Genomic DNA, 24,159 nt, shown 5'->3' with positions numbered 1-24,159 from the left:
GTCAGGCGATGGCGCCGCGAGCAGCTTCGTACGCGGCACCGACGCGGTACAACCGGTCGTCGGCCAGCGCGGGAGCCATGATTTGCAGGCCGACCGGCATGCCGTCGTCCTTGCTCAACCCGGACGGCACCGACATGGCGGGGTGGCCCGCCAGGTTGGTGGGCAGGGTGCACAGGTCGGACAGGTACATGGCCAGCGGGTCGTCGACCTTCTCACCCAGTTTCCACGGGGTGAACGGGCTCGTCGGCGACACCAGCACGTCGACCTGCTCGTACGCCTTGTCGAAGTCGCGCGCGATCAACGTGCGGACCTTGAGCGCCTGACCGTAGTAGGCGTCGTAGTAACCCGCGGACAACGCGTACGTGCCGATCATGATGCGGCGCTTGACTTCCGGGCCGAACCCGGCGGCACGGGTGGCCGCCATGACCTGCTCGGCACTGTGCTGCCCGTCGTCGTCGACGCGCATGCCGTAGCGCATCGCGTCGAACCGGGCCAGGTTCGAGGACACCTCCGACGGCATCACCAGGTAGTAGGCCGACAGCGCGTACTCGAAGTTCGGGCACGACACCTCGATCACCTCGGCGCCGAGTTCTTTCAGCACCGCCACGGCGGCGTCGAAGGATTCGAGCACACCCGGCTGGTAGCTGTCGGAGTGAAGTTCCTTCACCACACCGACTTTAAGGCCGCTCAGGTCACCCTTGGCACCCTCGCGAGCGGCGGCGACCACGGCGGGCACCGGCACATTGCGCGAGGTGGAATCGCGCGGATCGTGTCCTGCGATCACCTCGTGCAGCAGGGCCGTGTCGAGCACGGTGCGCCCGCAGGGACCGCCCTGGTCCAGCGAGGATGCACACGCGACCAGCCCGTACCGGGACACCGTGCCGTACGTCGGCTTCGTGCCGACCGTGGCGGTGACCGCGGCGGGCTGCCGGATCGACCCACCCGTGTCCGTGCCGATCGCCAACGGAGCCTGATGCGACGCGAGCGCGGCCGCCGAACCACCACCCGAACCGCCCGGAATCCGGGTGACATCCCACGGGTTGCGGGTCGGGCCGTAGGCGGAGTTCTCGGTGGACGAACCCATCGCGAACTCGTCCATGTTGGTCTTGCCGAGGATCGGGATGCCCGCCGCGCGCAACCGGGTGGTCAGCGTCGCGTCGTAGGGCGATACCCAGCCCTCGAGGATCTTCGAACCACAGGTGGTCGGCATGTCGGTGGTGGTGAAAACATCCTTGAGCGCCAACGGAACTCCGGCCAGCGGCGAGGCGGGCGCGGTGCCGGCGCTGAGCGCGGAATCCACGGCCGCCGCGGCTTCGAGCGCCTGCTCCCCCGCCACGTGCAGGAAAGCGTGGTACTCGCCGTCGACCTCGGAGATCCGATCCAGGTGCGCCTGGGTGACCTCCACCGAGGACACCTCGCCGCCATGAATCTTGTCGGCCAGTTCGGCGGCCGACAACGTAGTCAAGTCGCTCATTCGGCCTCTCCCAAAATCTGCGGAACCACGAACTTCTGCTCCTCCGCCGCGGGCGCGCCGGACAGCGCCTCCTCCGGGGTCAGGCAGGGCACGACCACATCGGGACGGGTCACGTTGGTCGTCGGGTTCGGCGACGCGGTGGCCGGGACATCGGCGGCGGCGACCTCGGAAATGGTCCGCACGTGGCTCAGGATCGAATCCAGCTGACCGGCGAACTGATCCAGTTCGGCTTCGGACAGCGCGAGCCGGGACAGCCGGGCGAGGTGTGCTACCTCGTCACGGGAGATGGCGGGCACCGCGGGACCCCTTTCGGCTTCGGTTTCAACAGTTGGGATCGCGTCACAGAGACGCAATAGGATACGACGCATCCGAACGGCTACATCTGATCCAATCCCACAGCCTAGCCACCGACAGCGAGGCCACACCGGCCGCCCATGTCTCGGCCAGCGAGATCGCGTCGCAGGGACGCAAAGCGATACGACGTATCCGATCGGATACGACCTATCCGATCGCGGCGGACCGACCATCGCCGACAGCGGGACACCCGCCGCCGATGTCTCTGCCCAGAGGTAGGCTGGTCGGGCCTCCCACGGTGCTGATCCGATTACCGGATTCGTCGACACGGTTTCCCAACTAGCTCGACACGCCGTATTGTCACGAAATCGCCGCGTGGCGTACATCACTGGCCGCACTTCCAGTCGATTACTGGGGCGCGGGAGTGTAAGGATTGCGTGACCCGGGTATCCGTTCAGAGCCTCGGCCGCTTTAGGAAAGGAACGCACGTGTCGTATCTGCTCCGCGTGCAACTTCCGGATCGACCGGGAAGCCTCGGCGCTCTCGCGCTCGCACTCGGCTCCGTCGGCGCCGACATTCTCTCGCTGGATGTGGTGGAACGCGGCGCCGGTTTCGCCGTCGACGACCTCGTGGTCGAGGTGCCGCAAGGCGCGCTACCCGACACCCTGATCACCGCCGCCGAATCGATCGGCGATGTGCGGGTCGACTCCATCCGCCCGTACTCCGGTGTGCTCGACACCCACCGCGAACTCGAACTCATCGACCAGGTGGCCAGCGCCAAGGACGACCGGCTGCAGGTACTGGTCGACGGCGTGCCCCGGGTGCTGCGCGTCGGCTGGAGCACCATCATCGACATGGGCCCGCAAGGCGCCTACCGCGTGGTCGGCAGCCCGAGTGCGCCGGAGACACAAGCGGGTTCGGCACCATGGATGCCGCTGGAGAAGCCCGCCATCCTCGACCCCGAATCCGAATGGGTCCCGGAGATCTGGCGCGACATGGACACCAAACTCGCCGCCGCTCCCCTCGGCAACACCGGCAAGGTTTTGCTCCTCGGCCGCCCCGGCGGACCCGACTTCCGTCCCTCGGAAGTGGCACGCCTCGGGTACCTTGCCGGCATCGTCGCCACCGTCCTGGGGTAGCTCCCGCGAGTGGCACATGGCTGCGGCAAATCGCGAGAAGCACTCACCATGGTGTGCCACTCACCGATCCGATTCAGCCCGTACGCAACCCACGCGCGAATGGGACGTGACTGCGGCACAGTGCGAGTAGAGACGACCTTGTCTACGAGGTAGATGGGTCTCGGATCGCCTACGGGGGAGTCGCGCGGTACGACAGTTCGCCCAGCTATCCGCCGTGTGGGAAACCTCGGCCGAGGACCGCAGCCGGTCGATCGGCGAACTCATATCCGCAGCGCAGGAATGCTGCGCCGTACGGGACATCGGGGCGCGGAAGTGCGAGTGACGGCACCATCATGTCCCGCTCGACACCACTGCGCACGCACCTCGGGACATGCGGGCGCGGAAGTGCGGGTAGCGACGACGTGATGTCCCGTTCGGCGTTAGGGCTGCAGGTCTAGGCGGAGGACGTTGAGTAGTTCGCCTGCTCCGGTGCGCCAGTCGCGGTCAGGGGTGGGGACGAAGCCGAAGCGGTCATAGATGCGGCGGGCGTCGGACATGGCGGCCATGGTGGTGAGGGCGACGGCGTGGAAGCCTTCGGCCTTGGCCATGTCGATCACCGTGCGTACCAAGGCGGTTCCCGCGCCGAGACCGCGGGCCGACTTCGACACCGCGAGCATCCGGAATTCGAGTTCGCCAGGGCGGGCGATCTCCGCGTACGGCGTGCCGGGGCGGGCGACGGTCAGCGATCCGACGATACGGTCGGCGTGAATCGCCACCAGAATCTGCGCAGAGGCGCCGCGATGCGCGGTGTCCGCCAGGTCCGCCACGTACGGACTCTCTTCTTGCACAAAGCCTTCGCCGACGTAGACGTCCACGGTCAGCGCGCCGACCGCCGCGTACTCGTCCAGCTCGGCCGTCCGGATGACCAATCCCGTGTCCTTCGCATCCATACCCGGCATCGTGCCATTCGCCGTAGAACGGTCTACGTCACACATGCCGTGGGCGCGTGTGCGGAGCCGAGAACCGAGACTCGAGGCGTGCCGAGCGCGGGCGCGCAGCGTCAGGAACCGAGACCTGGGCGGGCGCCGGGGTGCGCGATCTGCCAGCGTTCCGGCTTGCCCGACGGGTAGACGACGGTGATCAGATCACCGATGGACGGCCATGCGTTCACATCCCAGGCGAACCGGCCGTAGACGACGGCGCCGGGTTCTGTCGGGCCGGTCAGGTTGCCGGTGATGGTCACGTATTGCTCGCCGACCGCGCCGTCGGGTGGCGGGCTCACGCCCGTGACGTAGAGCGTGCCGGTTTCGCCCTGTGCGGGGCGCATCTTGCCGCGCCCGCGCAGATAGATCATGGCGATGCCGACGGCGGCGACGATCATGATCAGCAGCATTCCGAACTCCAGCATGGCCCCATGCTATTGCGCCGGGCGGACAAACCCGGCACACCGCCTACACCGTGGCGAGCTCGCTGGTGCCGTGGTCGGTCCGGCGGATCTGCCAGACCGCGCTGCGGGTGCGCGACGACCGCCCGTTGCCGCGATCGATCAGGGCACGGTTGTTGGTGGTGTAGATCAGTTGGGCGCCACGGGAATTGGTTTCCGGGTTCTGGAACAGCTGGATGAGCCGGTCGGTCTCCTCGGCGGGCAGGTGCGCGCCGATGTCGTCGACGGCGAGCACACGGCCGGAGTCGAGGGCGTCGAGCATGGTCGGCAGGACGCGCAGCAGCGACTGTGTCGCGGTGGATTCGTCGGTGATGTCGAACGGGTTGGCAATGCCGTCGTGGACCAGGCCGAGCCCGACGCCGCGCCGGGCCACCATCCGGGCGTACAGGGCGTCCCTGGCGGCTTTCAGGTTGGTCAGCTCGCGTTCCAGCAGCATGGGGGTGAAGCCGTTCTCCTGCAACAGCCGATCGGCGAAATCGGGCGAGGTGGCGCACAGTTCGATCTGCTTGCCGAGTGCGGCGATGTCGGCGTCCAGGTCGCGCAGATAGTCGGCGTACATCGGATCGTTCTCGGCGAGCAGCAGATCGGTGATGCCGAGGCCCGCGGTGCGCAGCAGCAGGAGCAGCCGCCCGGCGTTCTCCGGCGACCGCGAGAGGTGACTGCCGAGCCGGTGCGCGATGGCGGCCGGTTCGGCTGGGCCGAGCTGCACCTCCAGCATCGACTCGAACCAGCGGTAGGCGGGCACCAGTGCGTCGGCGTACATCTGCCCGGCGAGGCTGAGCAGCAACGCATTCGGGCGCACCAGCGGCACCAGCGCGGCGATCCCGTAGCGCGCGGCCTCGAACATCGGACCGATCTTTATCTGTTCGCCGTTGCGCTCGAACACGATTCGCTTGCGCGAACGCGGCTGGGTGTACAGCCACTCGGCGGTAACGTCGGCGTTGTCGAGCCGGAAGCCGTAGGTATAGGGCACGCCCTCGGCCACGAAGCCGACGACGAATTCCGAAGGGCGGTCCGGGAATCCGAGGTGCGGCGCGCGAACCGGTCCGGCGTACGGATCCCAGCCGGTCACCGAATGCAGCACCGCGTCGCGCATCTGCGCCAGCGCGTCGATCAGGTTCGTCTTTCCCGCCGCGGCGGACCCGTGGATCGCGGTGACCGGCACGGCTACCGGGCCACTCCCCTTGGTCAGCCGTAGTTCCTGCCCCTCGGCCAGCGATCTGTGATTCGTCACCTGGAAACTGCGCAGCATCCCGTTATCCTTTCGTCCCGGCCGCCGTGCCGCGACGGCAGGGCTTTATCCGCGCGCCGAACAGTTGGAAACGATTCATAGCCAATACGCATAGTGCGAGCACTGGCCGGTGCTGCCCGTCGATCGCCCGACAAAGACGCTGGTTACGGGTTAGCATGCTGGGCGCCACGACTTGTTCGTGTGCCGTTATTGCTGGAAACGTTCGAAACTGATGGGTAACGATAGGTATGACGGTTCGTCGCATTGCAGTCCGAAGCTCCGTCGCCGCCGCCATCGCCTTGGGGTCGATCGTGGTCATCGCGCCACAGGCCGCCGCCGAGACGTGCGCCGACGGCTCGGCTCGCATCTTCTTCTCCAACAGCGAGCCCTCGTGTCAGACGGGCACCGCGAGCTACAGCGAGCAGACGATCGCGAAGGTGTGCTCGATGGCGGGCGCCGACGTGGTCGCCGAGGCCACCTACCTGAACGCCAGGAAGAAGACCGTCACCCAGCGGCTCGAATTGAGCAATGGGCGCTGCGGGCGGTTCGAGATCGCCGGCCAGCAGAGCGCCACCGTCTCCGTCACCCCGAACTGACTCAGGCGCAACCACCCAGCAGCAAGGCACTGTCGCCGAATTCGTGCCAGAGATATCCGGTGTCCAACGCTGCCGAGTAAGCCGCGTGGACGGTGGCCTCCCCTGCCACCGCGACCAGCAGATCCAGGTGGGAGGCGCCGGGTGCGTGCCAGCCGGTGATCAGGCCGTCGACCACGCGGGCCGGGCGATCTTCGCCGAGGACCAGTTCGGTCCACCCGTGTGCCGGATCAACGCGGCCCGACGGGTCGGCTGCGGTTTCCAGGGCTCGGGTGACCGTGGTGCCGACCGCGATGACGCGTCCGCCGGCGGCCTTCGTATCGTTCACCGAGCGGGCGGTCGAATCCGGGACGCCAAAGCGTTCCGGACTCGGGGGTTCACCCGCTTCCGGTGAGGACACTCCGGTATGCAAGGTGATCGGTGCGATTCCGATGCCTGCCGCAATCAGATCAAGCACCAAGTGCTCAGTGAACGGCCTTGCCGCGCTAGGCATTTCCGCGCTTCCTGGGATGCGACCGAAGACTGTCGAGTAGTAGGACGCGGACCATCGTTGCGGCACATAGGAATAGGTGATCGGATAGCCGTAGACGTCCAGTAGGTGCCGGGGATCAGTGGTGACGTCGGCGATCCACAGGCGGCGGGCACCGGCCAGCCACGGTTCACGCAGCGTCGCTTGCGCTCCCTCCGGCAGCTGAATGCGCATGCCTGTCGAAAGCTCTTCTGCGGGAACAGGAGTGCGTGCGGTGGTGCGAAGCTCGACCACCCAACCACCGTCGTCGAGCCAGGTCGCGAAATGCACAGCGATCGGCCCGCTGTCGATCCGCCCGTCGATCGCCGCCGCGAGGGTCGCCGAATTGTTCACCACCACAAGGTCGCCTTGCGTCAGATGCTGGGGCAGCTCGCGAAAACGTGCGTGGGTCACGCCATCTCCCGCCACGAGCAGCCGGACCTCGTCCCTGGCCAGCCCGCGCGCCTCCGGTGGGGCGACCGCATTGCGTTCGGGTGGCAGAACAAAGGAAGGCTGCGCCAGTGTGACCGTCATGACGCGCGTCCGACGGCGAAATCGGCTGCGGCATATCGTCCGTTCTCGGGTTTCTCCGCCAACAGCCGCAGCAGCGCGGGCACCACTGTGCTGGGTTCGGGACGGTCGGAGATGTCGTCACCGGGGAACGCCGCCTGATGCATCTCGGTGCGCATATCGCCGGGGTCGAATGCATAGACGGACAGCTCCGGATGCTCGGCACCCAGAATCGCGGTCAGCTGATCGAGCGCGGCCTTGGACGAACCGTAGCCGCCCCATTCGGGATACGGCTGGACGGCGGCATCGGAGCTGACGTTGACCACGCCGGCACCCGGCGTCAGCAGCGGCAACGCGAATTGCAGAATCGCGAGTGGGGCGAGGACATTGGTCCGATACACCAGTTCGAGCTCATCGAGCGGATAGTCAGCGAGCTTGCTGAGCGGGCTCGGCCCGAGCCTGCTCGCGTTGTTCACCACCAACGCGAGTTCCCCCGTGCTGCTTACGGTTTCGGCCAGCAGCGACCGCTGCGCCGGATCGGTCACGTCGCCGGGGACCGCGATGAATGCCTCGCCGAGCTCCTCGGATACCCGCGCCAGCCGATCGGCCCGCCGGGCGGTGCCGATCACGCGCCACCCGCGTTCGACGAGTGCGTGACTGAGCGCCAGCCCGAACCCGGCGGACGCGCCGGTGACCAGTGCGGTGGGACGAGCCATGAGAACCTCCTGGTAGTTGCCTACCGCTCAATCCTCATACCTAAAGAGAGGTTCAGGTCAAGCACTCGATACCGACCGCGCACACCGATCAGCGAAAAGCGTTGGTTCGCTTACTCTTCCGCATCAGCATCGGCATCTGCTGCGGCCGGTGTGACCGCCTCGGGCCCCGATTCCAGCAACAATCGGAAGCCGTTTTCATCGAGGATCGGCACGCCGAGCTCCTCCGCCTTCGCCGCCTTCGTCCCCGGCGAATCACCGATCACCACGAACGCAGTCTTCTTCGACACCGATCCGGCGGCCTTCCCGCCGCGCATCAGGATCGCCTCCTTGGCCCCGTCACGCGAGAACCCCTCCAGCGACCCGGTCACCACGATCGACAGACCTTCGAGCGTGCGCTCGATGGACTCGTCACGTTCGTCGGCCATCCGTACGCCCGCGGCACGCCACTTGTCCACGATCGCGCGGTGCCAGTCGACGGTGAACCATTCCGCGACCGCTGCCGCGATGGTGGGTCCGACCCCGTCGGCGGCAGCCAGTTCCTCGGCCGAGGCGTCCTGGATCCGGTCGAGGCTGCCGAATTCGCGGGCGAGTACCCGAGCTGCAGTAGGACCGACGTGCCGAATGGACAGTGCGACGAGCACCCGCCACAGCGGCCGATTCTTGGCCGTCGCCAGATTCTCCAGCAGCCGTTTGCCATTGGCGGACAGGCCGCCGTCCTTGTTGACGAACAGCGTGGTGGTGAGCAGCGTCGCCTCGTCGAGGTCGAACAGATCACCCTCGTCGGTGATCGCACCCGACTTCAGCAGATCGTTCGCGGCCTCGTAGCCGAGCGACTCGATATCGAAGGCGCCGCGGCCCGCGACGTGATAGACCCGCTCCCGCAGCTGCGCGGGGCAGTACTGCTGGTTGGGGCAGCGGATGTCGGCGTCGCCCTCCTTCTGCGGTGCCAATTCGGTGCCACATTCCGGACAGTGCGTGGGCATCACGAATTCGTGTTCGTCACCGGTGCGGGCGTCGACCACCGGGCCGAGTACCTCCGGGATCACGTCGCCCGCCTTGCGGATGGTGACCGTGTCGCCGATCAGCACGCCCTTGCGTTTGACCTCCGAGGCATTGTGCAGCGTGGCCATCGAGACCGTCGAGCCCGCGATGGAGACCGGCTCCATCACCGCGAACGGGGTGACCCGACCGGTGCGACCCACGTTCACCGCGATGTTCAGCAGCTTGGTCGTCGCCTCCTCGGGCGGGTACTTGTAGGCGATCGCCCAGCGCGGGGCCCGCGAGGTCGAACCGAGGCGACGCTGCAACGCCATCTCGTCGATTTTGATGACCTGGCCGTCGATCTCGTGCTCGATATCGTGGCGGTGCTCGCCCCAGTATTCGACGCGCTCGATGACGGCGTCGATGCCCTGCACCAGCTTGGTGTGCTCGGACACCGGCAGACCCCACGCGGCGAGCGCGCGGTAGGCCTCGTGCTGCGAGGACGGGGTGTAGCCCTCGATGCGGCCGAAACCGTGGCAGATCATCCGCAGCCTGCGGCGCGCGGTGACCGACGGGTCTTTCTGCCGCAGCGAGCCCGCGGCGGTGTTGCGCGGGTTGGCGTACGGCGGCTTGCCCTCGGCCACGATCGACGCGTTGAGCGTCTCGAAGTCCTCGAGCCGCATGTACGCCTCGCCGCGCACCTCGAGCAGCGTCGGGAGCGGAAATTCGTCGGTGGGTGTCAGCTCGCCGGGGATGTCTTCGATAGTGCGCGCGTTGAGGGTGACGTCCTCGCCGGTGCGCCCGTCGCCGCGGGTGGCGCCGCGCACCAGCCGCCCGTTCTCGTAGACCAGGTTCAGCGCGACACCGTCGATCTTCACCTCGCACAGATAGTGCAGGTTCGGCCCGGTCTCGGCCTCCACCCGGCTCGCCCAGGTGCGCAGCTCGTCGAAGTCGAACACGTTGTCCAGCGACAACATCCGCTCGAGGTGATCGACGGCGGTGAAATCGGTCGCGAACCCGCCACCGACGAGCTGGGTCGGCGAATCCGGCGTGAGCAGATCGGGATGCTCCTCCTCCATCGCCTGCAACCGGCGCAGCAACGCATCGAACTCCCCGTCGGAGATGATCGGTGCGTCCCGCACGTAGTAGCGGAACTGATGCTCGCGCACCTCGTCCGCCAGCCGCTGCCACTCGACGCGCTGCTCCGCCGTCGCCGGGCTCGCGTCCTTCCCTACCGCACCGCTCTCACTCACCCAACGCACATTAGCGCAGCCCACCGACATCTCCCGGCACTGTTCCCGCACGTCGCCGCACTGGATGTGCGGTTGAGCCGTGGCAGCTGTCAGACCGGGCGGGTGCGCGCGAAGGGGTGGGTCAGGCGGTGTTCGAGGGGCCCTCGAAGGTGAGGGATTCGGGGTCTTCGGCGTAGGCGCGGGCTACCTCGGTGGCGAGGGTCAGGGCTTTGCGGGCCCAGGTGAGGGGGGTGTTGCCGAGGCCGCAGGCGGGGGCTACGAGGACTTGGGTGGCGAGGGTGGTGCGGGGGAAGCCGAGGCGGTCGATGAGGCGGACGCCGGGTTCGGCGATGTCGCGCCAGGTGGGTGGGGTGGCGGGGGCGGTGGTGGGGACCAGGCCGAGTACCAGATGTTTGCCGGCGTCGAGGAGTTCGCCGATGCTGTCGAGTTCGCGGGTGCCGATGGTGGTGATGTCGAAGCCGACGGCGGCGGCGGTGCTGCCGCGCAGGAAGGCGAGGGCGGGTGGGGCGGCGCAGCTGTGGATCAGCACCGGCGCGGACTGGGTCGCGATCACGGTGTTGAGCACGGTGAGTGCTTCGGGTTCGGGCATCGCGCGGACACTGTCGAGCATGCTGACCGCGCTGAGCGAACCCTCGAGCACCGCCGACAGTGACGGTTCGTCCAGTTGCAGAACAACTTCCGCGCCGAGGCGTTTACGCACCTCGGCGACGTGGCTACGCAGCCCCTCCGCGAGGGACTCCGAAAGGTCGCGCAGCGCACCGGGATCGGTGAGCGCGAGATGACCGCTGGGCAGTTCGACCTGAGCGGCGAGCGTCAGCGGACCGGCGACCTGCAGTTTGATCGGGCGATTCGTGCCCGTCGAACCTGCTGTCTCCCAAGCTTCTTCGAGCGTGTCGAGGTCCGCGCGGAGCAGATCACGAGCCCGCCGAGACACGGCGCCTGGCCGTGGGGCGAGCCGGTATCCCCGGGTGGTGGTGTCGAATCGCATGTCGACCAGCAGCGCCGACATCCGCCCGATCAGATCCGCGCCGACGCCACGGCCGGGCAGTTCCACCAGGTGCGGCAGATCGGGCAGCTCACCGAGGATGGTGGCGGCGGACTCCCGCCGATCGGTGCCGGGCCACGAGCCGACGGCGGTAGCGGTGCCACCGCGCAACAGCTCGCTGTTGTCCGTGACGACGGAATCTTTACTCACTGTGCCGTCTTGCTTCACCGTAGTCCGCTCCGTTGGTCGATCATCGTGCGCACCAACTGCCCGGATGCGCGCTGACCACTATGCGCACCAGGCAGATTCGCCGAGCCGGCGGAATCCGACCCGGATCACCGTGTCCGGACCGAATCGGTCCGGCTCACCCTCCCACACCGGTACACCGGCGCGGCTCACCGCGTGGCGGAACCCGCGTCGCTGCCCACCGGTGTGCTGTCGACGCCGCCGGTACCGGAGATGGTTCCGCTGCCGATCACCTCGTCTCCCAACGGATCCGGGCGATACAGCACGACCGCCTGGCCGCGCGCGACGCCGGTCAGCGGTTCGCGCAGGCGAACCGAGAGCCCGTCGCCGACCGCCTCGGCGATCGCGGGAGCGGTGCCGCCGTGCGCGCGCACCTGCGCGACACACTCGATCGGCCCGTCCGGCGCGGCACCGGATGTCCAGATGGCGCGCTCGGCCGTAACGGTCCACACCTGCAGGTCTTCGACCGAGCCGACCCGGACGGTGCCGGAGTCGGGATCGATCCCGGTCACGTAGCGCGGCTTACCGTCGGCGGCGGGCCCGGGCAGCCCGAGCCCCTTGCGCTGGCCGATCGTGAACCCGTGCACGCCTTCGTGATCCGCGAGCTTCTGCCCGTCGGCGTCGACCACCGCGCCCGGCCGGATGCCGATCTTCGCGCCGAGGAAGGCCTGGGTGTCGCCGGACGGGATGAAGCAGATGTCGTGGCTGTCCGGCTTGTTCGCGACGGCCAGCCCGCGCTCGGCGGCCTCCTCGCGAATCCGCGGCTTCGGGGTGTCGCCGACCGGGAACATGGCGCGGGAGAGCTGCTCGGCGTTCAGCACGGCGAGCACGTAGGACTGGTCCTTGTCGGCGTCGACGGCCCGGCGCAGCACGCCGTCGTCGAGTCGCGCGTAATGACCGGTGACCACGGCGTCGAAGCCGAGCGCGAGGGCACGGTCGGCGAGGGCGGAGAACTTGATCTTCTCGTTGCAGCGCAGGCACGGGTTCGGCGTCTCACCGGCCGCGTAGGCGGCGACGAAATCGTCGATCACGTCTTCCTTGAAGCGATCGGCGAAATCCCAGACGTAGAACGGGATACCGAGCACGTCGGCGGCCCGCCGGGCGTCGCCCGCGTCCTCCTTCGAGCAGCAGCCACGCGACCCGGTGCGCAATGTGCCCGGCGACGCGGACAGCGCCAGATGCACGCCTACCACCTCGTGACCAGCGTCGACAGCACGTGCCGCCGCAACTGCCGAATCAACACCACCGCTCATCGCGGCAAGTACTCGCATCAAACACCTCCCTTCGCACCGGCCAGACCCGCGGCCCTGGCCCGATCAACCACCTGGGGCAAGACACCCAACAGCGCGTCCACATCGGCGCGAGTCGAGGTGTGCCCCAACGAAAACCGCAGCGACCCGCGGGCCTGCCACTGCTCGACACCCATCGCGATCAGTACGTGACTCGGCGACGCGACGCCCGCGGTGCAGGCCGACCCGGTCGAACACTCGATGCCCGCCGCGTCCAGCAGCATCAGCAGCGAATCTCCTTCGCAGCCGGGGAAAGTGAAGTGCACGTTGCCGGGCAGCCGCCGCTCACCGGGCGCGCCGTTGAGCACGGCATCCGGTTCGATGGCCAGCACGCCGTCGATCAGCGCGTCCCGCAACGCAATCAATTCTGGAGTGCGCGTGGGCAATTCGGTCACCGTCTGGTGCAGCGCGGTGGCCAGGCCGACCGCCGCCGCGGTGTCCGAGGTGCCCGAGCGCAGGTCGCGTTCGTGTCCGCCGCCGTGCAGCAGCGGCACACACGGCACCTGCCTGCCGAGCAGCAGCACGCCGATCCCGTGCGGCCCGCCGACCTTGTGCCCGGCGAAACTCGCCGCGGACAACCCGCTCGCGGCGAAGCCGATCGGCAGCTGCGCCGCGGCCTGGACCGCGTCGCTGTGCATGGGTACGCCGAATTCCTGTGCCACGGCAGCCAATTCACCGATCGGCTGGACGGTGCCGACCTCGTTGTTGGCCCACATGACGGTCACCAGCGCGACATCGTCGGGGTTCGCCGACAGCGCGGATCGCAGCGTGCGCGGTGAGACGGTGCCCTCGGCGTCCACCGGCAACCAGGTCACCCTGGCGCCCTCGTGCCGCTCCAGCCACTCGACGGCGTCGATCACCGCGTGATGCTCGACCGAGCTGGCGATGATCCTGGTCCGGCGCGGCTCGGCGTCGCGGCGCGCCCAGTAGATGCCCTTGATCGCCAGATTGTCGCTCTCGGTCCCGCCGGAGGTGAAGATGACCTCCGAGGGCCGGGCGCCGAGATCGGCGGCGATCGACTCCCGCGCCTCCTCCAGCGTCCGCCGGGCGGCGCGACCCGACCCGTGCAGCGACGACGCGTTCCCCACGATGCCCAGCGCAGCCGTCATCGCCTCGATGGCGGCCGGGAACATCGGGGTGGTAGCCGCATGATCGAGGTAGACCGTATGGGCCGCCGCACCGTGGACCGGACCCGCAAAAGCCGCCTTCATGACCGATAAAGCCTATCCCACCGTTGACCTGCGCTTCTTTGGGGTAGCCCCCCGGTTTCTGCGAATTATGCAGAACTTCGCTTACGAGTCGTAACCCGCTGAGCACAGTGCGGTATTCCCGCAGCAGGGTGTCGGTCGATTCAGCGCGGCGTGCAGGTCACCACCGGGACATCGCGGCATCCCGATGAATTCGGCGGCGCGAGGCCGCCGAGGGAAACGGCGCAGGACCGTGCTTACCGGTTGCTCGGTGAGCGACGTTATGCGGACGTCGGCTTCCGGAGCACCTCGATCAGCGCCGTGATGCTGTGCTCCCCGTGTCCCGCCGCGACCGCTCGCCGCAGCAGGTCATCCATCGGTTCGTGCCAAGCCATGTCGACCCCGGCTTCCGCGCCGAGTTCGGCCTCGTTGCCGATGGCCTCGTGGAACAGGCCGACCGACGACCCCAGCTTCGTGTAGTCGCCGGTGTCGATCTCGTCGGCCATGATCGGCAGCAGCGACTCGATCATCTGCAACCATTTGGTCGCGTAGGGCACCATCGACCCGGCGGTCATGCCGCGCGCTGTCAGCACGGCGGCACCCTCGAAGAAGCCGAGCAAGGCGGGCAGCAGCGTCGCGCCGACCGCCGACTCGTACAGTGCGGCGAGGTCCGGTTCCGGACCGAGGTGCACTGTGTCACCGCCGAGTACGCGCAGGGTCGCCACATGCTCGTCGAAGGTCGCCCGGTCACCGCCGTAGTAGAGCAGGGTGTCCGGCTTGCCTACGGCCGTCGGCACGTTCTTGACCGCGCCGGCCAGGTAGCGGGCGCCGTGCCCGGCCACCCAGTCGGCGAATTCCCTTGCCGCTGCTGGGGTTCCGCTGTTCAAGGTAACCAGTGTCCGGCTGGACAACGCCGCGCTCGCCGGCGCCAGGGCTGCCTGTGTGGCGGTGAATGTGGTCAAGCAGGAGATGACGAGCGGACTCTCGCGCACCGCGTCCTCGATCGCGGACCGGTGGATCGCCCCCGCGGCGACCAACGGCGCCGCCTTGTCCGGGCTCCGGTTCCACACGGTGGTCGGGTGCCCGGCCGCGAGGAACGCCTCGGCCAGCGCCCGCCCCATCGATCCCAATCCGAGAACGGTCACCGGTACCCGTGTGCCATCGGTCATCGTGGTTGCCTTCCAAATCGTCTGCCCCCGTGCAGAACAAGCCTCGGCGGCACCGGAACAGCCGACAAGTACGCACTTTTCGGTCGAATACGCACGTCGAGGTAAGCAACCAGCTCACCGCTGCCCCCTGCCGCGCCGCATGATCAGCGTCACTCCGGCGCGCGTTACTCGGAGTGGATGTCACACCCGCGCACGCTGCGTCGTCCATCAGGCGAACGGGCAGAAAGCCTGATGAGGAAAGAGGATTGCAATGAACGTCGCCTACTACATCGTCGGTGTGCTGGCTGCCCTGTGGATCGGGTTCTCGGGGTACTCGCTGTTCTCGCAGCAGCAGTTCGTGGTCGAACCGCTGGAGCAGTACGGGGTGCCGCGGGCGTGGTGGAACTGGCTGGCAATGGCGAAATCGGCTGGGGCGCTCGGCTTGATCGTCGGGTTCTTCGTGCCCGTCATCGGTGTCGCGGCGGCGATCGGTCTGATCCTGTACTTCGTCGGTGCGTCGGCGACCGCCATTCGGGCACGCTCGTACCAGACTGCGGTGTTCCCGGTGCTGTACCTGGTCCCGGCGGCGGCCACGCTCGCGCTGCAGTTGGCCAGATAGTCAGCGAACGACGGAGCAGCCGCGGGTCACCGACCCGCGGCTGCTCGTGTGTCGAAGATCAGGCGCTGCTATCCGCCGATTCGACCTTGCGACCGCGACCACGCAGCACGGGCCGCAGACGTCGAGACGGTCTGCGAACCTCCGGCGCGTCCGAGGCCACCGTCGGGTCCTGCACCCGCGTCTTGCCCGCCTCGATCCACACCGTGGCATCGCGCACGCCGTGCCGCGACAGTTCGGTACCGCGCACCGCGGCTTCGCAGCGACGCGCGAGATCTCGCCGATCACTGCCCGGCTGCTGAACCTCTGCCAACACGATCTCCGCGACCATGCCGCGCGAGCGGAGCACCCGGCGGGCGGATGAGCCGAACGAGTCGTCCCCGACGAATCCCGGCACAGTGCACTGAGCCCCGTGCTGGTCCAGGTAGCGCAACCGCACCGGCTGCACCGGAGTCGCGGTGTCGATCGCCGCCTGGAACAGCGCGGGCCGCATGCTGCCGTACGCGCGACCACACCAGGTGGTGCCCTCGGGGAACACCGCGATCCGATCGCCCGCCGTCAGCCTGGCGCCGATCTGCGCCACCACGCCGGGCAGCGCACGCAACTTCTCCCGTTCGATCGGGATGACCCGCATCAGCGTCGCCAGCTTGCCGAGCACCGGCCAGTCGACCATGTCCGCGCGGGCGACGAAGCCGAGCGGCTGCACCGCGGCGAGCGCGACGATATCGGTCCAGCCGATGTGCCCGACGACGACCATGACACCGGTTCCGGGCTCCCCGTAAACGGCGCGCGCGGTGCTGCCCTCACCGACAGCACCGCGCGTGTTCTGGTCGATCCGGCGATCGACGATCCGCAATTCCATTCCCAGACAACTCAACAATGTGCGCGCGTACCCGCGCTGCACGCTTTCCCGTTTACTCGGTGGCGTCACCAGATTCACCATCGGAAAGCTGATCAACAACCCGGCGACGCCGAGTAGCCGGCCGAGCACCCGGCCGGTGCCGACCTCATCGATCGACTCGATGCAGCCGGCCCCACACGGGCTCGACGGCATCCACGCGTGTGCGGTGGCCTTTGCGGGCGGCGCGTCGAAGACCACGGTCCTCACCGTCCCCCGTCGAAGGTCGCGGCGGCGTCTTGTAATCGGTTCAGGTAGCGGGTGTTGATGGTGTCCAGGCCGAGGATGGCGACGAAGTCGGCGACGCCGAAGTCCGGATCGTGCGCGGGCTCGCCGCAGATCTCGGCGCCGAGGCGCAGGTAACCGCGCAGCAGCGGCGGCAGCTTGGGGCGGGCGGGCGGGGTCATGTCGTCGAGGGTCTTGCCGTCGACCACCACCGGGCGCAGCGGGTGCACCCGCTGTTCCGGATCCGAGGCGTGCCTGCCGAGCAGCATGTCGCGCACGCCGCGCACGTTCACGCCGGGCTCGTCGGTGGGGCTGTCCTGCATCGGCACCGAGACGCAGCCCATCACCCAGTCGTAACCGGTGAGCTGGATGTAGTGCAGGATGCCCGCCCACATCAGCGTCAGCACCGAACCGTTGCGGTGATCGGGCACCACGCAGGCGCGACCCATCTCGACGATCCGGCGGCCTGCCGGATCCAGTTGGGTCAGATCGAATTCCGTGGCCGTGTAGTAGCCGCCCGCCGCCGCGACCTTGTCCGGCGGCAGCATGCGGTAGCAGCCGACGAAGTCTTCGGTCAGGTCGTCGCGGACCAGCAGGTGGTCGCAGTGGTCGTCGAATCGGTCGGCATCGAGGCCGGTGCCGTTGTCGGGGATGTGGAATCCGGGCTCGCCGGCGAACACGCCGTAGCGCAGTCGTTGCGCCGCCGCGCGATGCTCTGCGTCGGACGAGACGACCAGCGAGTACCGTGACCGTTCCACCCCGGAGTCCGTCGAGCGCGCCGGGGCTGTCAACACGGACGTAATAGTCATATTGCTGATGAAGCCAGCCCGAGACTGCGCTGGAGCAACCTCGAAGTGTCTCGATGATGCCGACTCGGTGAACGAGATGCCAGTCACACCGAGCGTTCATCAGACCGTCGCGGCCTGTTCGCGCGGTCGCGCCGAAATCGCGTTATTCGGTTGATCAATGCCTTCGCGGCGAACGCATTCCGAGCGCGAGTTTGCCGCTGACCAACCTTCGCGCCGAGCGTACTCCGAACATGTCGTGCTGCTGATCAACCTTGTCGGCGAACACATTTCGAGCGTGTCCTGCCGCTGATCACCCTTCTCAGCGGCGTATTTTCGAGCGCACCGACAGCGCGAAAGCCGCGTCGCACGGTTATCGCGACGCGGCTTTCAGCAGCCGAACGGGCGCTAAGCGGCCGTGCGTTCAGACACCGGCGAGAGCTTGGCCGTCTTCTCCACCTCGGCGAACCCGGGCCGCCCGGTCCCGATGAAGGCGACCAGCCACGACGCCACCGCGGCGAAGCGGTTACGGAACCCGACCAGGTAGAACAGGTGCACCGCGAGCCACATGAACCAGGCGATCAGGCCGCGGAAGGTGATCTTGTCGTTCAGCTTGGTCACCGCGCTGAACCGGCTGATCACCGCCATGCTGCCCTTGTCCCAGTACTTGAACGCGGTGCCCGCCTGCTTCTTTCGGCGAATGATGTCGGCGGCGTGCCTGCCCTCCTGCATGGCCACCGGCGACTGGCCCGGGTAGCCGTTCAGCGAGGTCATGTCGCCGATCGCGTAGATGTCGGCGTAGCCGCCGACGGTCAGGTCGGGATTGATCAACAGCCGTCCGGCCCGGTCGGTTTCGACGCCGGTGGCCTCGGCCAGCACCTTCGCGAACCCGCCCACCTGCACACCGGCCGACCACACGATGGTCTCCGCCGCGATGTCGCGCTGGGCGCCGCTCTTGTCCTTGACGGTGACCTTGCCGTGCTCGATGTCGGTGACGAAGGTGCCGAGCAGCACGTCGACGCCGGTGCGGGTCAACGACTTCTTCGCGTACTCCGACAGCCCGCCGCCGAACGGTGGCAGCACCTCACCGGCACCCTCGACCAGGGTGACCGAAACTTCTTGGTGGTAGTACCTTTTCGCCAGTTCCTTCAGCTGACCGGCCACCTCGACGCCGGTCGCGCCCGCCCCGACCACCACGAAGCTCAGCAGCCTGCGCCTGGTCTCCTCATCGGCGCCCGCGGCCTCGGCGAAGACCAGCTGGATCTGCGCGCGCAGCAGTTTCGCGTCGTCGATGGTCTTGAGCGAGAAGGTCTTCTCGGCGAAATCGTCACGGCCGAAGTAGGACTGGCTGGCGCCGGTGGCGGCGATCAGCGAGCCGTACCGGATGCGGCGCTGCTCGCCGTCGTGCTCATAAGTGACGATCGCCTTGTCCGGGTCGATCGCCACGACCTTGCCGAGACGCACATCGGCCTCGCGGTGACGGCGCAGAATGGAGGCGATCGGCGGCGCGATCTCCTCCGATGCCAGCACACCGGTCGCTACCTGGTACAACAACGGTTGGAACAGGTGCTCCGGGGTGCTGGAGATCAGCACGTAATCGATACCCGACTTGGCAAGTTGCTTTGCGGCGGAGAGTCCGCCGAACCCCGATCCGACGATGACGACACCCGCGGTTTCGATTCCCGCATCCACGTACTGCATGACAGCCTCCTTCTCTCATTACCAACCGTCATCGGGAAGCGAGATATTTCAGGTGTTAGGGCGCATAATGCAGATGACTCTTATCTCGATCCGTCATTAATCGGAGGCGCTGTGGAACTTCGGCAGCTCACCTACTTCGTCGCCGTCTGCGAGGAGCTCAGCTTCAGCGGTGCCGCCGCACGGTGCTTTATCTCACAGTCGGCGATCAGCCATCAAATCTCCCGGCTCGAGCGCGATCTGGGCGTCTCGTTGTTCGAGCGCTCGACAAGATCAGTCGTGCCCACCGACGCCACCGCACGGCTACTTCCCCTTGCGAAACAGATGCTGAGCCTCGAGTCGGCCATCCGGGCCGCGGTACGCACCGTCGGGCCGCGCATCCGGCTCGCCGCGAACATGTCCTTCGCGACTAGGTCGCTGTCGGCGATCGCGGGCGCCCGCGCGACGCATCCCGAGGCCGAGATCGAGTTCGTGATCAAGCCGTTCCGGCAGCGGATCACCGCGGTGGCCGACGGCGACTGCGATCTCGCACTGATCCGCGGCAGCGTCGATCAGCCCGGCCTCGAGGTCGAACAGCTGTGGGTCGAGGATCTGGTCATCGCCACCTCGAGCGCCCACCCGCTCGCCACCAGAGAAACCGTCACCCTGTCCGACCTCAGCAGGCATCCGCTACTGCTGCCGCCGGAGCAGGAACAAGTATTGCTGCACACCGTGATTCGGTCCGCGTTCGCCGAGCTCCCCACCGGCCCCACCTTCGGCCCCCCGATCCCACCCGATCACACCGCGACCATGGAACTCATCAACCGCCCCGACGCCTGGACGGTCCTCTACGCCGAAAGCCCCACCGAGGGCCTAGTCGTCCTCAAACTAGCCGAACACAAACTCCGCATCCCCGTCTCCGCCGTCCTCCGCAGCGACGCCCGCCGCTCCCCCATCCTCACCACCCTGCTCGCCGCCCTACACCGAACCTGACCCCCCGGTGCGGGCGTGAGTGTCAGGGCTGGCGGTCTATGAAACTCGGGTCCACGCTGATGTCTCCGGTAAGCCGCCAAACACCCCGTTCGAAGATCAAATCACCCGACACGACGATCGGTTGCCTGCTCTGGTGCGCGCGAATCGCCCAGGCGTATTCCTGGCCCGCCAGTGGGACATGGACCTTTCGCGGGCGGCCGTCCACATGTGTCGACAGCACAATGCTGGTGGCTTCCTGATCCTCGTCACCGAGGTCATCCCGATTGAGTGTGCGCACAGTGCCGAGCAGCGTCGTGTAGCGCGGCGGCTCCTCACGTCGCACCAACCGTTCCCGGACGCGAGGCAAGCCGGCCATTGCATTGCGATCGACGATGATTCGCGACGTGCTGACCTCCGGTGGCGGCTCCGCGGCCGCCCAATCGAACGATAGGTCAAGTGCGCGTAGCGTTTCCGGCTGAGTCAACTCCAGCACCGACTCCACCAAACCGGCGCTGAGCCCCAGCTGCCCGGACCGGTCGAGCGCGCTCTCGTCCCAATCGAGCGCCAACTGTTTGGTGGACTGCAGACCCGTGGCCAACGTTGTCATCACCTTGCGCGGGAAAGGTACGGTCGGCGACCCGTCTTCGTGTGGCGGCAGGACATCACCGAGACGAGTTACGACTGTGAATACGAAGCTGCCGGGTTTCGTGTGCCCGAGACGGACATCCTCTTCCAGAAATTCGGTGACCGTAGCCGACCTTCTACCGCGGTGCGAATGAGTCGGGTCGTCAGCAGTTGTCGCGGCGGCCCGCATCATCGTGAGTAATGCTTCCAGCGTCGCCTCTGCCTGCCGAAACGGGATCGTCCCGTCCGTCATTTCCTGGTCGAGCCGCACGAAGAAGAGATCGGCACGCGCTGCGGCGATACGTTCCGCCAGCTGCGCAGGATCCCAATCGTAGATGGCGGCGAGAGCTTGGAGAGTGTCCCGAAAGCGCACTGGAAAGTCGACGTAATCGGTAGCCAACGGCAGCATCACCCGACCGAGGAGGCCGTCCGCCCCCGGCAACCGCCAGATCTCCTTGACATTGTGGTCGCGAGCTTCCAGCTGCCAATCGTGGCTCGCAAGATATTGGGACACGGCCGGAGGCGACAAAGAGGACGCGATCTCCTGGAGAGCATCTAGCGGGATCTTCCTCACCACTGACCTCCTTCGCCGATTACCTGCATGATGCCCTGAAGACTGCCCACGTCGAACAGATTGCTTCGAGGCAGGTGGACCGTTTTGCTGGCCTTACCGTCCTCGATCCCGCCGAGCTTCTTCGCATGCTCCCAGTACATTCGGCTCGAAGTGGTCAGGCCTGCTTCGGAAAGGTCGAGTAGCTGATCAGGATCCTCGGGTACGAGCAGAACGCCGAGTAGTGCAGGTGTGAAGCGTTTGGGGCTCACCAGTTTGAGGAAGCGGTCGCGCTTCAACGACCATGCCAGGTGGTCGGCCTGGAGCAGCCGACTCTGTGTGGTGCACTTGAGCTGCATCTCGAATTCTGGACAGTAGTATCTCGCATATTCCGCGGACGCGACGATCGTGATGTCGACTCCGTCGTAGTCAGTCTCATGGCCCTTGATCGAACAGCCCGCAGCGGCGGCAACCATACGAATAAAGGCCAGACTGAATTGTTCCTGTCGAGCAGACATCGGCAGGCCACCATCCAGAGTCGGTGCCGCCGACTCCGTTTGCAGACTTCCCCTGCCATCGACATCAACCATGCAGCCCTCCCCCGATGTCCGCAGAACCCGCGCAGCGCGTGCCCCCTCGAAAACACTAGCTGCTCTCGTCACCGGATCACCCAGCAACGAAAAGGTGGCCCCGACTGAATTTCAGTCGGGGCCACCATGTTCGAGCGAGCCGATGCTATCTCAGCCCTTGTGCGACTTGACCGCTTCGGTCAGTTGCGGGGCGACGTTGAACAGGTCGCCGACGATGCCGTAGTCCGCGATCTCGAAGATCGGGGCCTCTTCGTCCTTGTTGACCGCGACGATGGTCTTCGAGGTCTGCATGCCTGCCCGGTGCTGGATGGCGCCGGAGATGCCGAGGGCGATGTAGAGCTGCGGCGAGACGGTCTTGCCGGTCTGGCCGACCTGGAACTGGCCCGGGTAGTAGCCGGAGTCGACGGCGGCACGCGAGGCGCCGACGGCGGCACCGAGCGAGTCGGCCAGCTCCTCGACGACCGAGAACTTCTCGGCGGAACCGACACCACGGCCACCGGAGACGACGATGTTCGCCTCGGTGAGCTCCGGGCGGTCACCGGCGACGATCGGCTCGCGCGCGGTCACCTTCACCACGCCGTCTTCCTGCGCGGGCACCTCGACGGTGACCTTCTCGCCGGCACCGGCCTGCGCGGACGCCTCGATGGCACCCGGGCGCACCGAGATCACCGGCACGTCGCCGGTGGCCTTGGCGTCGACGGTGAACGCGCCACCGAAGATGGAGTGCACGGCGGTGCCGTCGGACTTGACGTCGATGACGTCGACCAGCAGACCGGAGCCGATGCGGGCGGCGAGGCGGCCCGACACCTCCTTGCCGTCGGCCGAGGCGGCGACGATGACGGCGGCCGGGGAGACCTGCTCGGTCAGCGCGGCGAGCACGTCGATCTTCGGGGTCAGCAGGTAGTTCTCCACGTCGTCGGATTCGGCGATGTAGATCTTCTCCGCACCGGCCGCGGCGAGCGCGTCGGCCAGCTTCTCGCCGGTGCCCGCGGTGCCGAGCACGACGGCGGCGGGCTCACCCAGGTTGCGGGCGGCGGTCAGGAGCTCGGTGCTGACCTTCTTGAGCGCACCGTCTGCGTGCTCAACGAGCACAAGTACTTCAGCCATTTGTGTTCTCTCCTAAGCAGTCTCGGACCGGCGAACTCAGATGATCTTCTGACCGACGAGGTACTGAGCGATCTTGGTGCCGCCGTCGCCTTCGTCCGCGATCTTCTCGCCCGCGGTCCGCGGCGGCTTCGGGGTGGCGCCGGTGACGGTGGTGCCCGCGTTCGCGACACCGACGGTCGACGGGTCGACGCCCAGATCGGCCAGCGTGAAGGTCTGCACTTCCTTCTTCTTCGCGGCCATGATGCCCTTGAAGGAGGGGAAGCGGGGTTCGTTGATCTTCTCGGTCACGCTGACGATGGCCGGGAGGGTGGCCTCCAGCTTGAAGACGCCATCGTCGGTCTCGCGCTCGCCGGTGACCTTGTCACCGTCGACGGTGAGCTTGCGCAGGTGAGTCAGCTGCGGCAGGCCGAGGTACTCGGCGATGATGGCGGGCACCGCACCGGCGCGACCGTCGGTCGCCTCGTTGCCCGCGATGACCAGCTCCACGCCCTCGACCTGGCCGAGCGCGCTCGCCAGCACCCAGGCGGTCTGCACGGCGTCGGAGCCGTGGATCGCCGGGTCGTTGATGTGGATGGCCTTGTCGGCGCCCATGGACAGCGCCTTGCGGATGGCCTCGGTGGCCCGGTCCGGACCGGCGGCCAGCACGGTGACCTCGCCGCCCTGCGCCTCCTTGATCAGCAGCGCTTCTTCGACGGCGCGCTCGTTGATCTCGTCGAGGACGGCGTCGGCGGCTTCGCGATCGAGGGTGTAGTCACCATCGGTCAGCTTGCGCTCGGACCAGGTGTCGGGAACCTGCTTGATGAGTACGACGATGTTCGGCATCGGTCTTCGTCGACCTCCTGTTCTGGTTACACGTATGGGCGGTCGCACGAGCGGGCCGTACGTCCGTGTGAGTAGCTCAGGGCGTGACACTACCCTACGTTAAGTTACTCATGGGTAACTTAGTCGCTTCTCTCTCACAACGCCAGTCCCGGCGATATCGTGCCGGGCTGGAGCCCAGCCTCGTGACCCCCGCATGACGGGGCATCGGTACTGGGTAGGGGTGTCCCGGTGACCGGGTGCGGGTATCCCGCGAACCTCGGGTACCAGTAACGTCGGAATAATGAGCGAGCGAAGCGAGCGAGCAATGGACACAGCC

23 protein-coding genes are annotated in these 24,159 nt (G+C 67.2%); 4 read left to right on the top strand and 19 right to left on the bottom strand.

What is annotated here, in order from left to right; genetic code table 11:
* Position 1: 1 nt before the first annotated feature.
* Together gatA and gatC are read right to left on the bottom strand one after the other, a co-directional pair.
* Positions 2–1,474, bottom strand: a complete 1,473-nt coding sequence (gene gatA / locus IBX18_RS16980; protein ID WP_194834605.1) for an Asp-tRNA(Asn)/Glu-tRNA(Gln) amidotransferase subunit GatA — start codon at positions 1,472–1,474, stop codon at positions 2–4.
* Positions 1,471–1,770: an Asp-tRNA(Asn)/Glu-tRNA(Gln) amidotransferase subunit GatC gene (gene gatC, locus IBX18_RS16975; RefSeq protein WP_194834604.1), complete on the bottom strand. Its 300-nt coding sequence runs from the start codon at positions 1,768–1,770 to the stop codon at positions 1,471–1,473. The genes gatA and gatC overlap by 4 nt, the downstream gene beginning before the upstream one ends.
* A gap of 486 nt (positions 1,771–2,256) precedes the next feature.
* Between gatC and IBX18_RS16970 the strand changes: the two genes are divergently transcribed.
* Entirely contained in the window at positions 2,257–2,907 is a 651-nt protein-coding gene (locus tag IBX18_RS16970) for an amino acid-binding protein (RefSeq protein WP_014987212.1), read from the top strand.
* 419 nt (positions 2,908–3,326) lie between these two features.
* Here the strand turns inward: IBX18_RS16970 and IBX18_RS16965 are convergent, their stop codons facing one another.
* The 3 genes from IBX18_RS16965 to IBX18_RS16955 all read right to left on the bottom strand — a co-directional run bounded on the left by IBX18_RS16965 (position 3,327) and on the right by IBX18_RS16955 (position 5,582).
* The gene (locus IBX18_RS16965) at positions 3,327–3,845 is read right to left on the bottom strand and encodes a GNAT family N-acetyltransferase (RefSeq protein WP_194834603.1); all 519 of its coding nucleotides are present in this window, start codon (positions 3,843–3,845) and stop codon (positions 3,327–3,329) included.
* Between the two features lie 101 nt (positions 3,846–3,946).
* Positions 3,947–4,294: a hypothetical protein gene (locus tag IBX18_RS16960; RefSeq protein ID WP_194834602.1), complete on the bottom strand. Its 348-nt coding sequence runs from the start codon at positions 4,292–4,294 to the stop codon at positions 3,947–3,949.
* A 43-nt stretch (positions 4,295–4,337) separates the two neighbouring features.
* Positions 4,338–5,582 carry an ATP/GTP-binding protein gene (locus IBX18_RS16955; RefSeq protein WP_194834601.1) on the bottom strand — a complete coding sequence of 415 codons (1,245 nt, stop codon included), beginning with the start codon at positions 5,580–5,582 and terminating at the stop codon, positions 4,338–4,340.
* A gap of 227 nt (positions 5,583–5,809) precedes the next feature.
* On the opposite strand from IBX18_RS16955, the gene IBX18_RS16950 reads away from it, so the two are divergent.
* Positions 5,810–6,157, top strand: a complete 348-nt coding sequence (locus IBX18_RS16950; RefSeq protein WP_194834600.1) for a hypothetical protein — start codon at positions 5,810–5,812, stop codon at positions 6,155–6,157.
* Between the two features lies 1 nt (position 6,158).
* Here IBX18_RS16950 and IBX18_RS16945 read toward each other — a convergent pair whose 3' ends face one another.
* The 7 genes from IBX18_RS16945 to IBX18_RS16915 all read right to left on the bottom strand — a co-directional run bounded on the left by IBX18_RS16945 (position 6,159) and on the right by IBX18_RS16915 (position 14,998).
* Positions 6,159–7,196: an S-adenosylmethionine:tRNA ribosyltransferase-isomerase gene (locus tag IBX18_RS16945; RefSeq protein WP_194834599.1), complete on the bottom strand. Its 1,038-nt coding sequence runs from the start codon at positions 7,194–7,196 to the stop codon at positions 6,159–6,161.
* Positions 7,193–7,888, bottom strand: a complete 696-nt coding sequence (locus tag IBX18_RS16940; RefSeq protein ID WP_194834598.1) for an SDR family oxidoreductase — start codon at positions 7,886–7,888, stop codon at positions 7,193–7,195. Before IBX18_RS16940 ends, IBX18_RS16945 begins: the two co-directional genes overlap by 4 nt.
* 110 nt (positions 7,889–7,998) lie before the next feature.
* On the bottom strand, positions 7,999–10,122 hold the full coding sequence (ligA, locus tag IBX18_RS16935) for an NAD-dependent DNA ligase LigA (protein ID WP_194834597.1): 2,124 nt from the start codon (positions 10,120–10,122) through the stop codon (positions 7,999–8,001).
* A gap of 121 nt (positions 10,123–10,243) precedes the next feature.
* Entirely contained in the window at positions 10,244–11,317 is a 1,074-nt protein-coding gene (locus IBX18_RS16930; protein ID WP_306796290.1) for a methionine synthase, read from the bottom strand.
* A 185-nt stretch (positions 11,318–11,502) separates the two neighbouring features.
* A complete protein-coding gene (gene mnmA / locus IBX18_RS16925; protein ID WP_194834596.1) occupies positions 11,503–12,624 on the bottom strand; it encodes a tRNA 2-thiouridine(34) synthase MnmA in 1,122 nt (373 codons plus the stop codon).
* Positions 12,624–13,853 carry a cysteine desulfurase family protein gene (locus IBX18_RS16920; RefSeq protein ID WP_194834595.1) on the bottom strand — a complete coding sequence of 410 codons (1,230 nt, stop codon included), beginning with the start codon at positions 13,851–13,853 and terminating at the stop codon, positions 12,624–12,626. Before IBX18_RS16920 ends, mnmA begins: the two co-directional genes overlap by 1 nt.
* A gap of 257 nt (positions 13,854–14,110) precedes the next feature.
* Positions 14,111–14,998, bottom strand: a complete 888-nt coding sequence (locus tag IBX18_RS16915; RefSeq protein ID WP_194834594.1) for an NAD(P)-binding domain-containing protein — start codon at positions 14,996–14,998, stop codon at positions 14,111–14,113.
* A 250-nt stretch (positions 14,999–15,248) separates the two neighbouring features.
* On the opposite strand from IBX18_RS16915, the gene IBX18_RS16910 reads away from it, so the two are divergent.
* Entirely contained in the window at positions 15,249–15,596 is a 348-nt protein-coding gene (locus IBX18_RS16910; protein WP_194834593.1) for a DoxX family protein, read from the top strand.
* Between the two features lie 58 nt (positions 15,597–15,654).
* On the opposite strand, the gene IBX18_RS16905 is transcribed toward IBX18_RS16910, so the two are convergent.
* From IBX18_RS16905 to IBX18_RS16895, 3 genes are all read right to left on the bottom strand, one after another.
* Entirely contained in the window at positions 15,655–16,701 is a 1,047-nt protein-coding gene (locus IBX18_RS16905) for a lysophospholipid acyltransferase family protein (protein ID WP_306796289.1), read from the bottom strand.
* Complete coding sequence (locus tag IBX18_RS16900; RefSeq protein ID WP_194834592.1) at positions 16,698–17,525, bottom strand: GNAT family N-acetyltransferase; 828 nt, start codon at positions 17,523–17,525, stop codon at positions 16,698–16,700. Before IBX18_RS16900 ends, IBX18_RS16905 begins: the two co-directional genes overlap by 4 nt.
* A 384-nt stretch (positions 17,526–17,909) precedes the next feature.
* A complete protein-coding gene (locus IBX18_RS16895) occupies positions 17,910–19,202 on the bottom strand; it encodes an NAD(P)/FAD-dependent oxidoreductase (protein WP_194834591.1) in 1,293 nt (430 codons plus the stop codon).
* 111 nt (positions 19,203–19,313) lie between these two features.
* Between IBX18_RS16895 and IBX18_RS16890 the strand changes: the two genes are divergently transcribed.
* Positions 19,314–20,171, top strand: coding sequence for a LysR family transcriptional regulator (locus IBX18_RS16890; RefSeq protein WP_107658544.1), 858 nt, complete (start codon positions 19,314–19,316; stop codon positions 20,169–20,171).
* 22 nt (positions 20,172–20,193) lie between these two features.
* Here the strand turns inward: IBX18_RS16890 and IBX18_RS16885 are convergent, their stop codons facing one another.
* From IBX18_RS16885 to IBX18_RS16870, 4 genes are all read right to left on the bottom strand, one after another.
* The gene (locus IBX18_RS16885) at positions 20,194–21,348 is read right to left on the bottom strand and encodes a hypothetical protein (protein ID WP_194834590.1); all 1,155 of its coding nucleotides are present in this window, start codon (positions 21,346–21,348) and stop codon (positions 20,194–20,196) included.
* Positions 21,345–21,914, bottom strand: coding sequence for a DUF4365 domain-containing protein (locus IBX18_RS16880; RefSeq protein WP_194834589.1), 570 nt, complete (start codon positions 21,912–21,914; stop codon positions 21,345–21,347). Before IBX18_RS16880 ends, IBX18_RS16885 begins: the two co-directional genes overlap by 4 nt.
* 150 nt (positions 21,915–22,064) lie before the next feature.
* Positions 22,065–23,021, bottom strand: a complete 957-nt coding sequence (locus IBX18_RS16875; protein ID WP_107658546.1) for an electron transfer flavoprotein subunit alpha/FixB family protein — start codon at positions 23,019–23,021, stop codon at positions 22,065–22,067.
* Positions 23,022–23,057: 36 nt separating this feature from the next.
* The gene (locus tag IBX18_RS16870) at positions 23,058–23,843 is read right to left on the bottom strand and encodes an electron transfer flavoprotein subunit beta/FixA family protein (RefSeq protein WP_107658547.1); all 786 of its coding nucleotides are present in this window, start codon (positions 23,841–23,843) and stop codon (positions 23,058–23,060) included.
* Positions 23,844–24,159: the final 316 nt, after the last annotated feature.

It is taken from the genome of Nocardia sp. XZ_19_369, from assembly GCF_015355715.1.
GTDB lineage: Bacteria > Actinomycetota > Actinomycetes > Mycobacteriales > Mycobacteriaceae > Nocardia.
The sequence above is the reverse complement of the archived record's forward strand: the minus strand, read 5'-3'. Positions and strand labels throughout refer to the sequence as shown.

What these genes read in the sequence shown, in the direction of transcription:
- gatA (WP_194834605.1), bottom strand. Translation starts at nt 1,474, where the DNA reads ATGAGCGACTTGACTACGTTGTCGGCCGCCGAACTGGCCGACAAGATT.
- IBX18_RS16965 (WP_194834603.1), bottom strand. Translation starts at nt 3,845, where the DNA reads ATGCCGGGTATGGATGCGAAGGACACGGGATTGGTCATCCGGACGGCC.
- IBX18_RS16960 (WP_194834602.1), bottom strand. Translation starts at nt 4,294, where the DNA reads ATGCTGGAGTTCGGAATGCTGCTGATCATGATCGTCGCCGCCGTCGGC.
- IBX18_RS16955 (WP_194834601.1), bottom strand. Translation starts at nt 5,582, where the DNA reads ATGCTGCGCAGTTTCCAGGTGACGAATCACAGATCGCTGGCCGAGGGG.
- IBX18_RS16950 (WP_194834600.1), top strand. Translation starts at nt 5,810, where the DNA reads ATGACGGTTCGTCGCATTGCAGTCCGAAGCTCCGTCGCCGCCGCCATC.
- IBX18_RS16945 (WP_194834599.1), bottom strand. Translation starts at nt 7,196, where the DNA reads ATGACGGTCACACTGGCGCAGCCTTCCTTTGTTCTGCCACCCGAACGC.
- IBX18_RS16940 (WP_194834598.1), bottom strand. Translation starts at nt 7,888, where the DNA reads ATGGCTCGTCCCACCGCACTGGTCACCGGCGCGTCCGCCGGGTTCGGG.
- mnmA (WP_194834596.1), bottom strand. Translation starts at nt 12,624, where the DNA reads ATGCGAGTACTTGCCGCGATGAGCGGTGGTGTTGATTCGGCAGTTGCG.
- IBX18_RS16920 (WP_194834595.1), bottom strand. Translation starts at nt 13,853, where the DNA reads ATGAAGGCGGCTTTTGCGGGTCCGGTCCACGGTGCGGCGGCCCATACG.
- IBX18_RS16915 (WP_194834594.1), bottom strand. Translation starts at nt 14,998, where the DNA reads ATGACCGATGGCACACGGGTACCGGTGACCGTTCTCGGATTGGGATCG.
- IBX18_RS16910 (WP_194834593.1), top strand. Translation starts at nt 15,249, where the DNA reads ATGAACGTCGCCTACTACATCGTCGGTGTGCTGGCTGCCCTGTGGATC.
- IBX18_RS16900 (WP_194834592.1), bottom strand. Translation starts at nt 17,525, where the DNA reads ATGACTATTACGTCCGTGTTGACAGCCCCGGCGCGCTCGACGGACTCC.
- IBX18_RS16895 (WP_194834591.1), bottom strand. Translation starts at nt 19,202, where the DNA reads ATGCAGTACGTGGATGCGGGAATCGAAACCGCGGGTGTCGTCATCGTC.
- IBX18_RS16880 (WP_194834589.1), bottom strand. Translation starts at nt 21,914, where the DNA reads ATGGTTGATGTCGATGGCAGGGGAAGTCTGCAAACGGAGTCGGCGGCA.
- IBX18_RS16875 (WP_107658546.1), bottom strand. Translation starts at nt 23,021, where the DNA reads ATGGCTGAAGTACTTGTGCTCGTTGAGCACGCAGACGGTGCGCTCAAG.
- IBX18_RS16870 (WP_107658547.1), bottom strand. Translation starts at nt 23,843, where the DNA reads ATGCCGAACATCGTCGTACTCATCAAGCAGGTTCCCGACACCTGGTCC.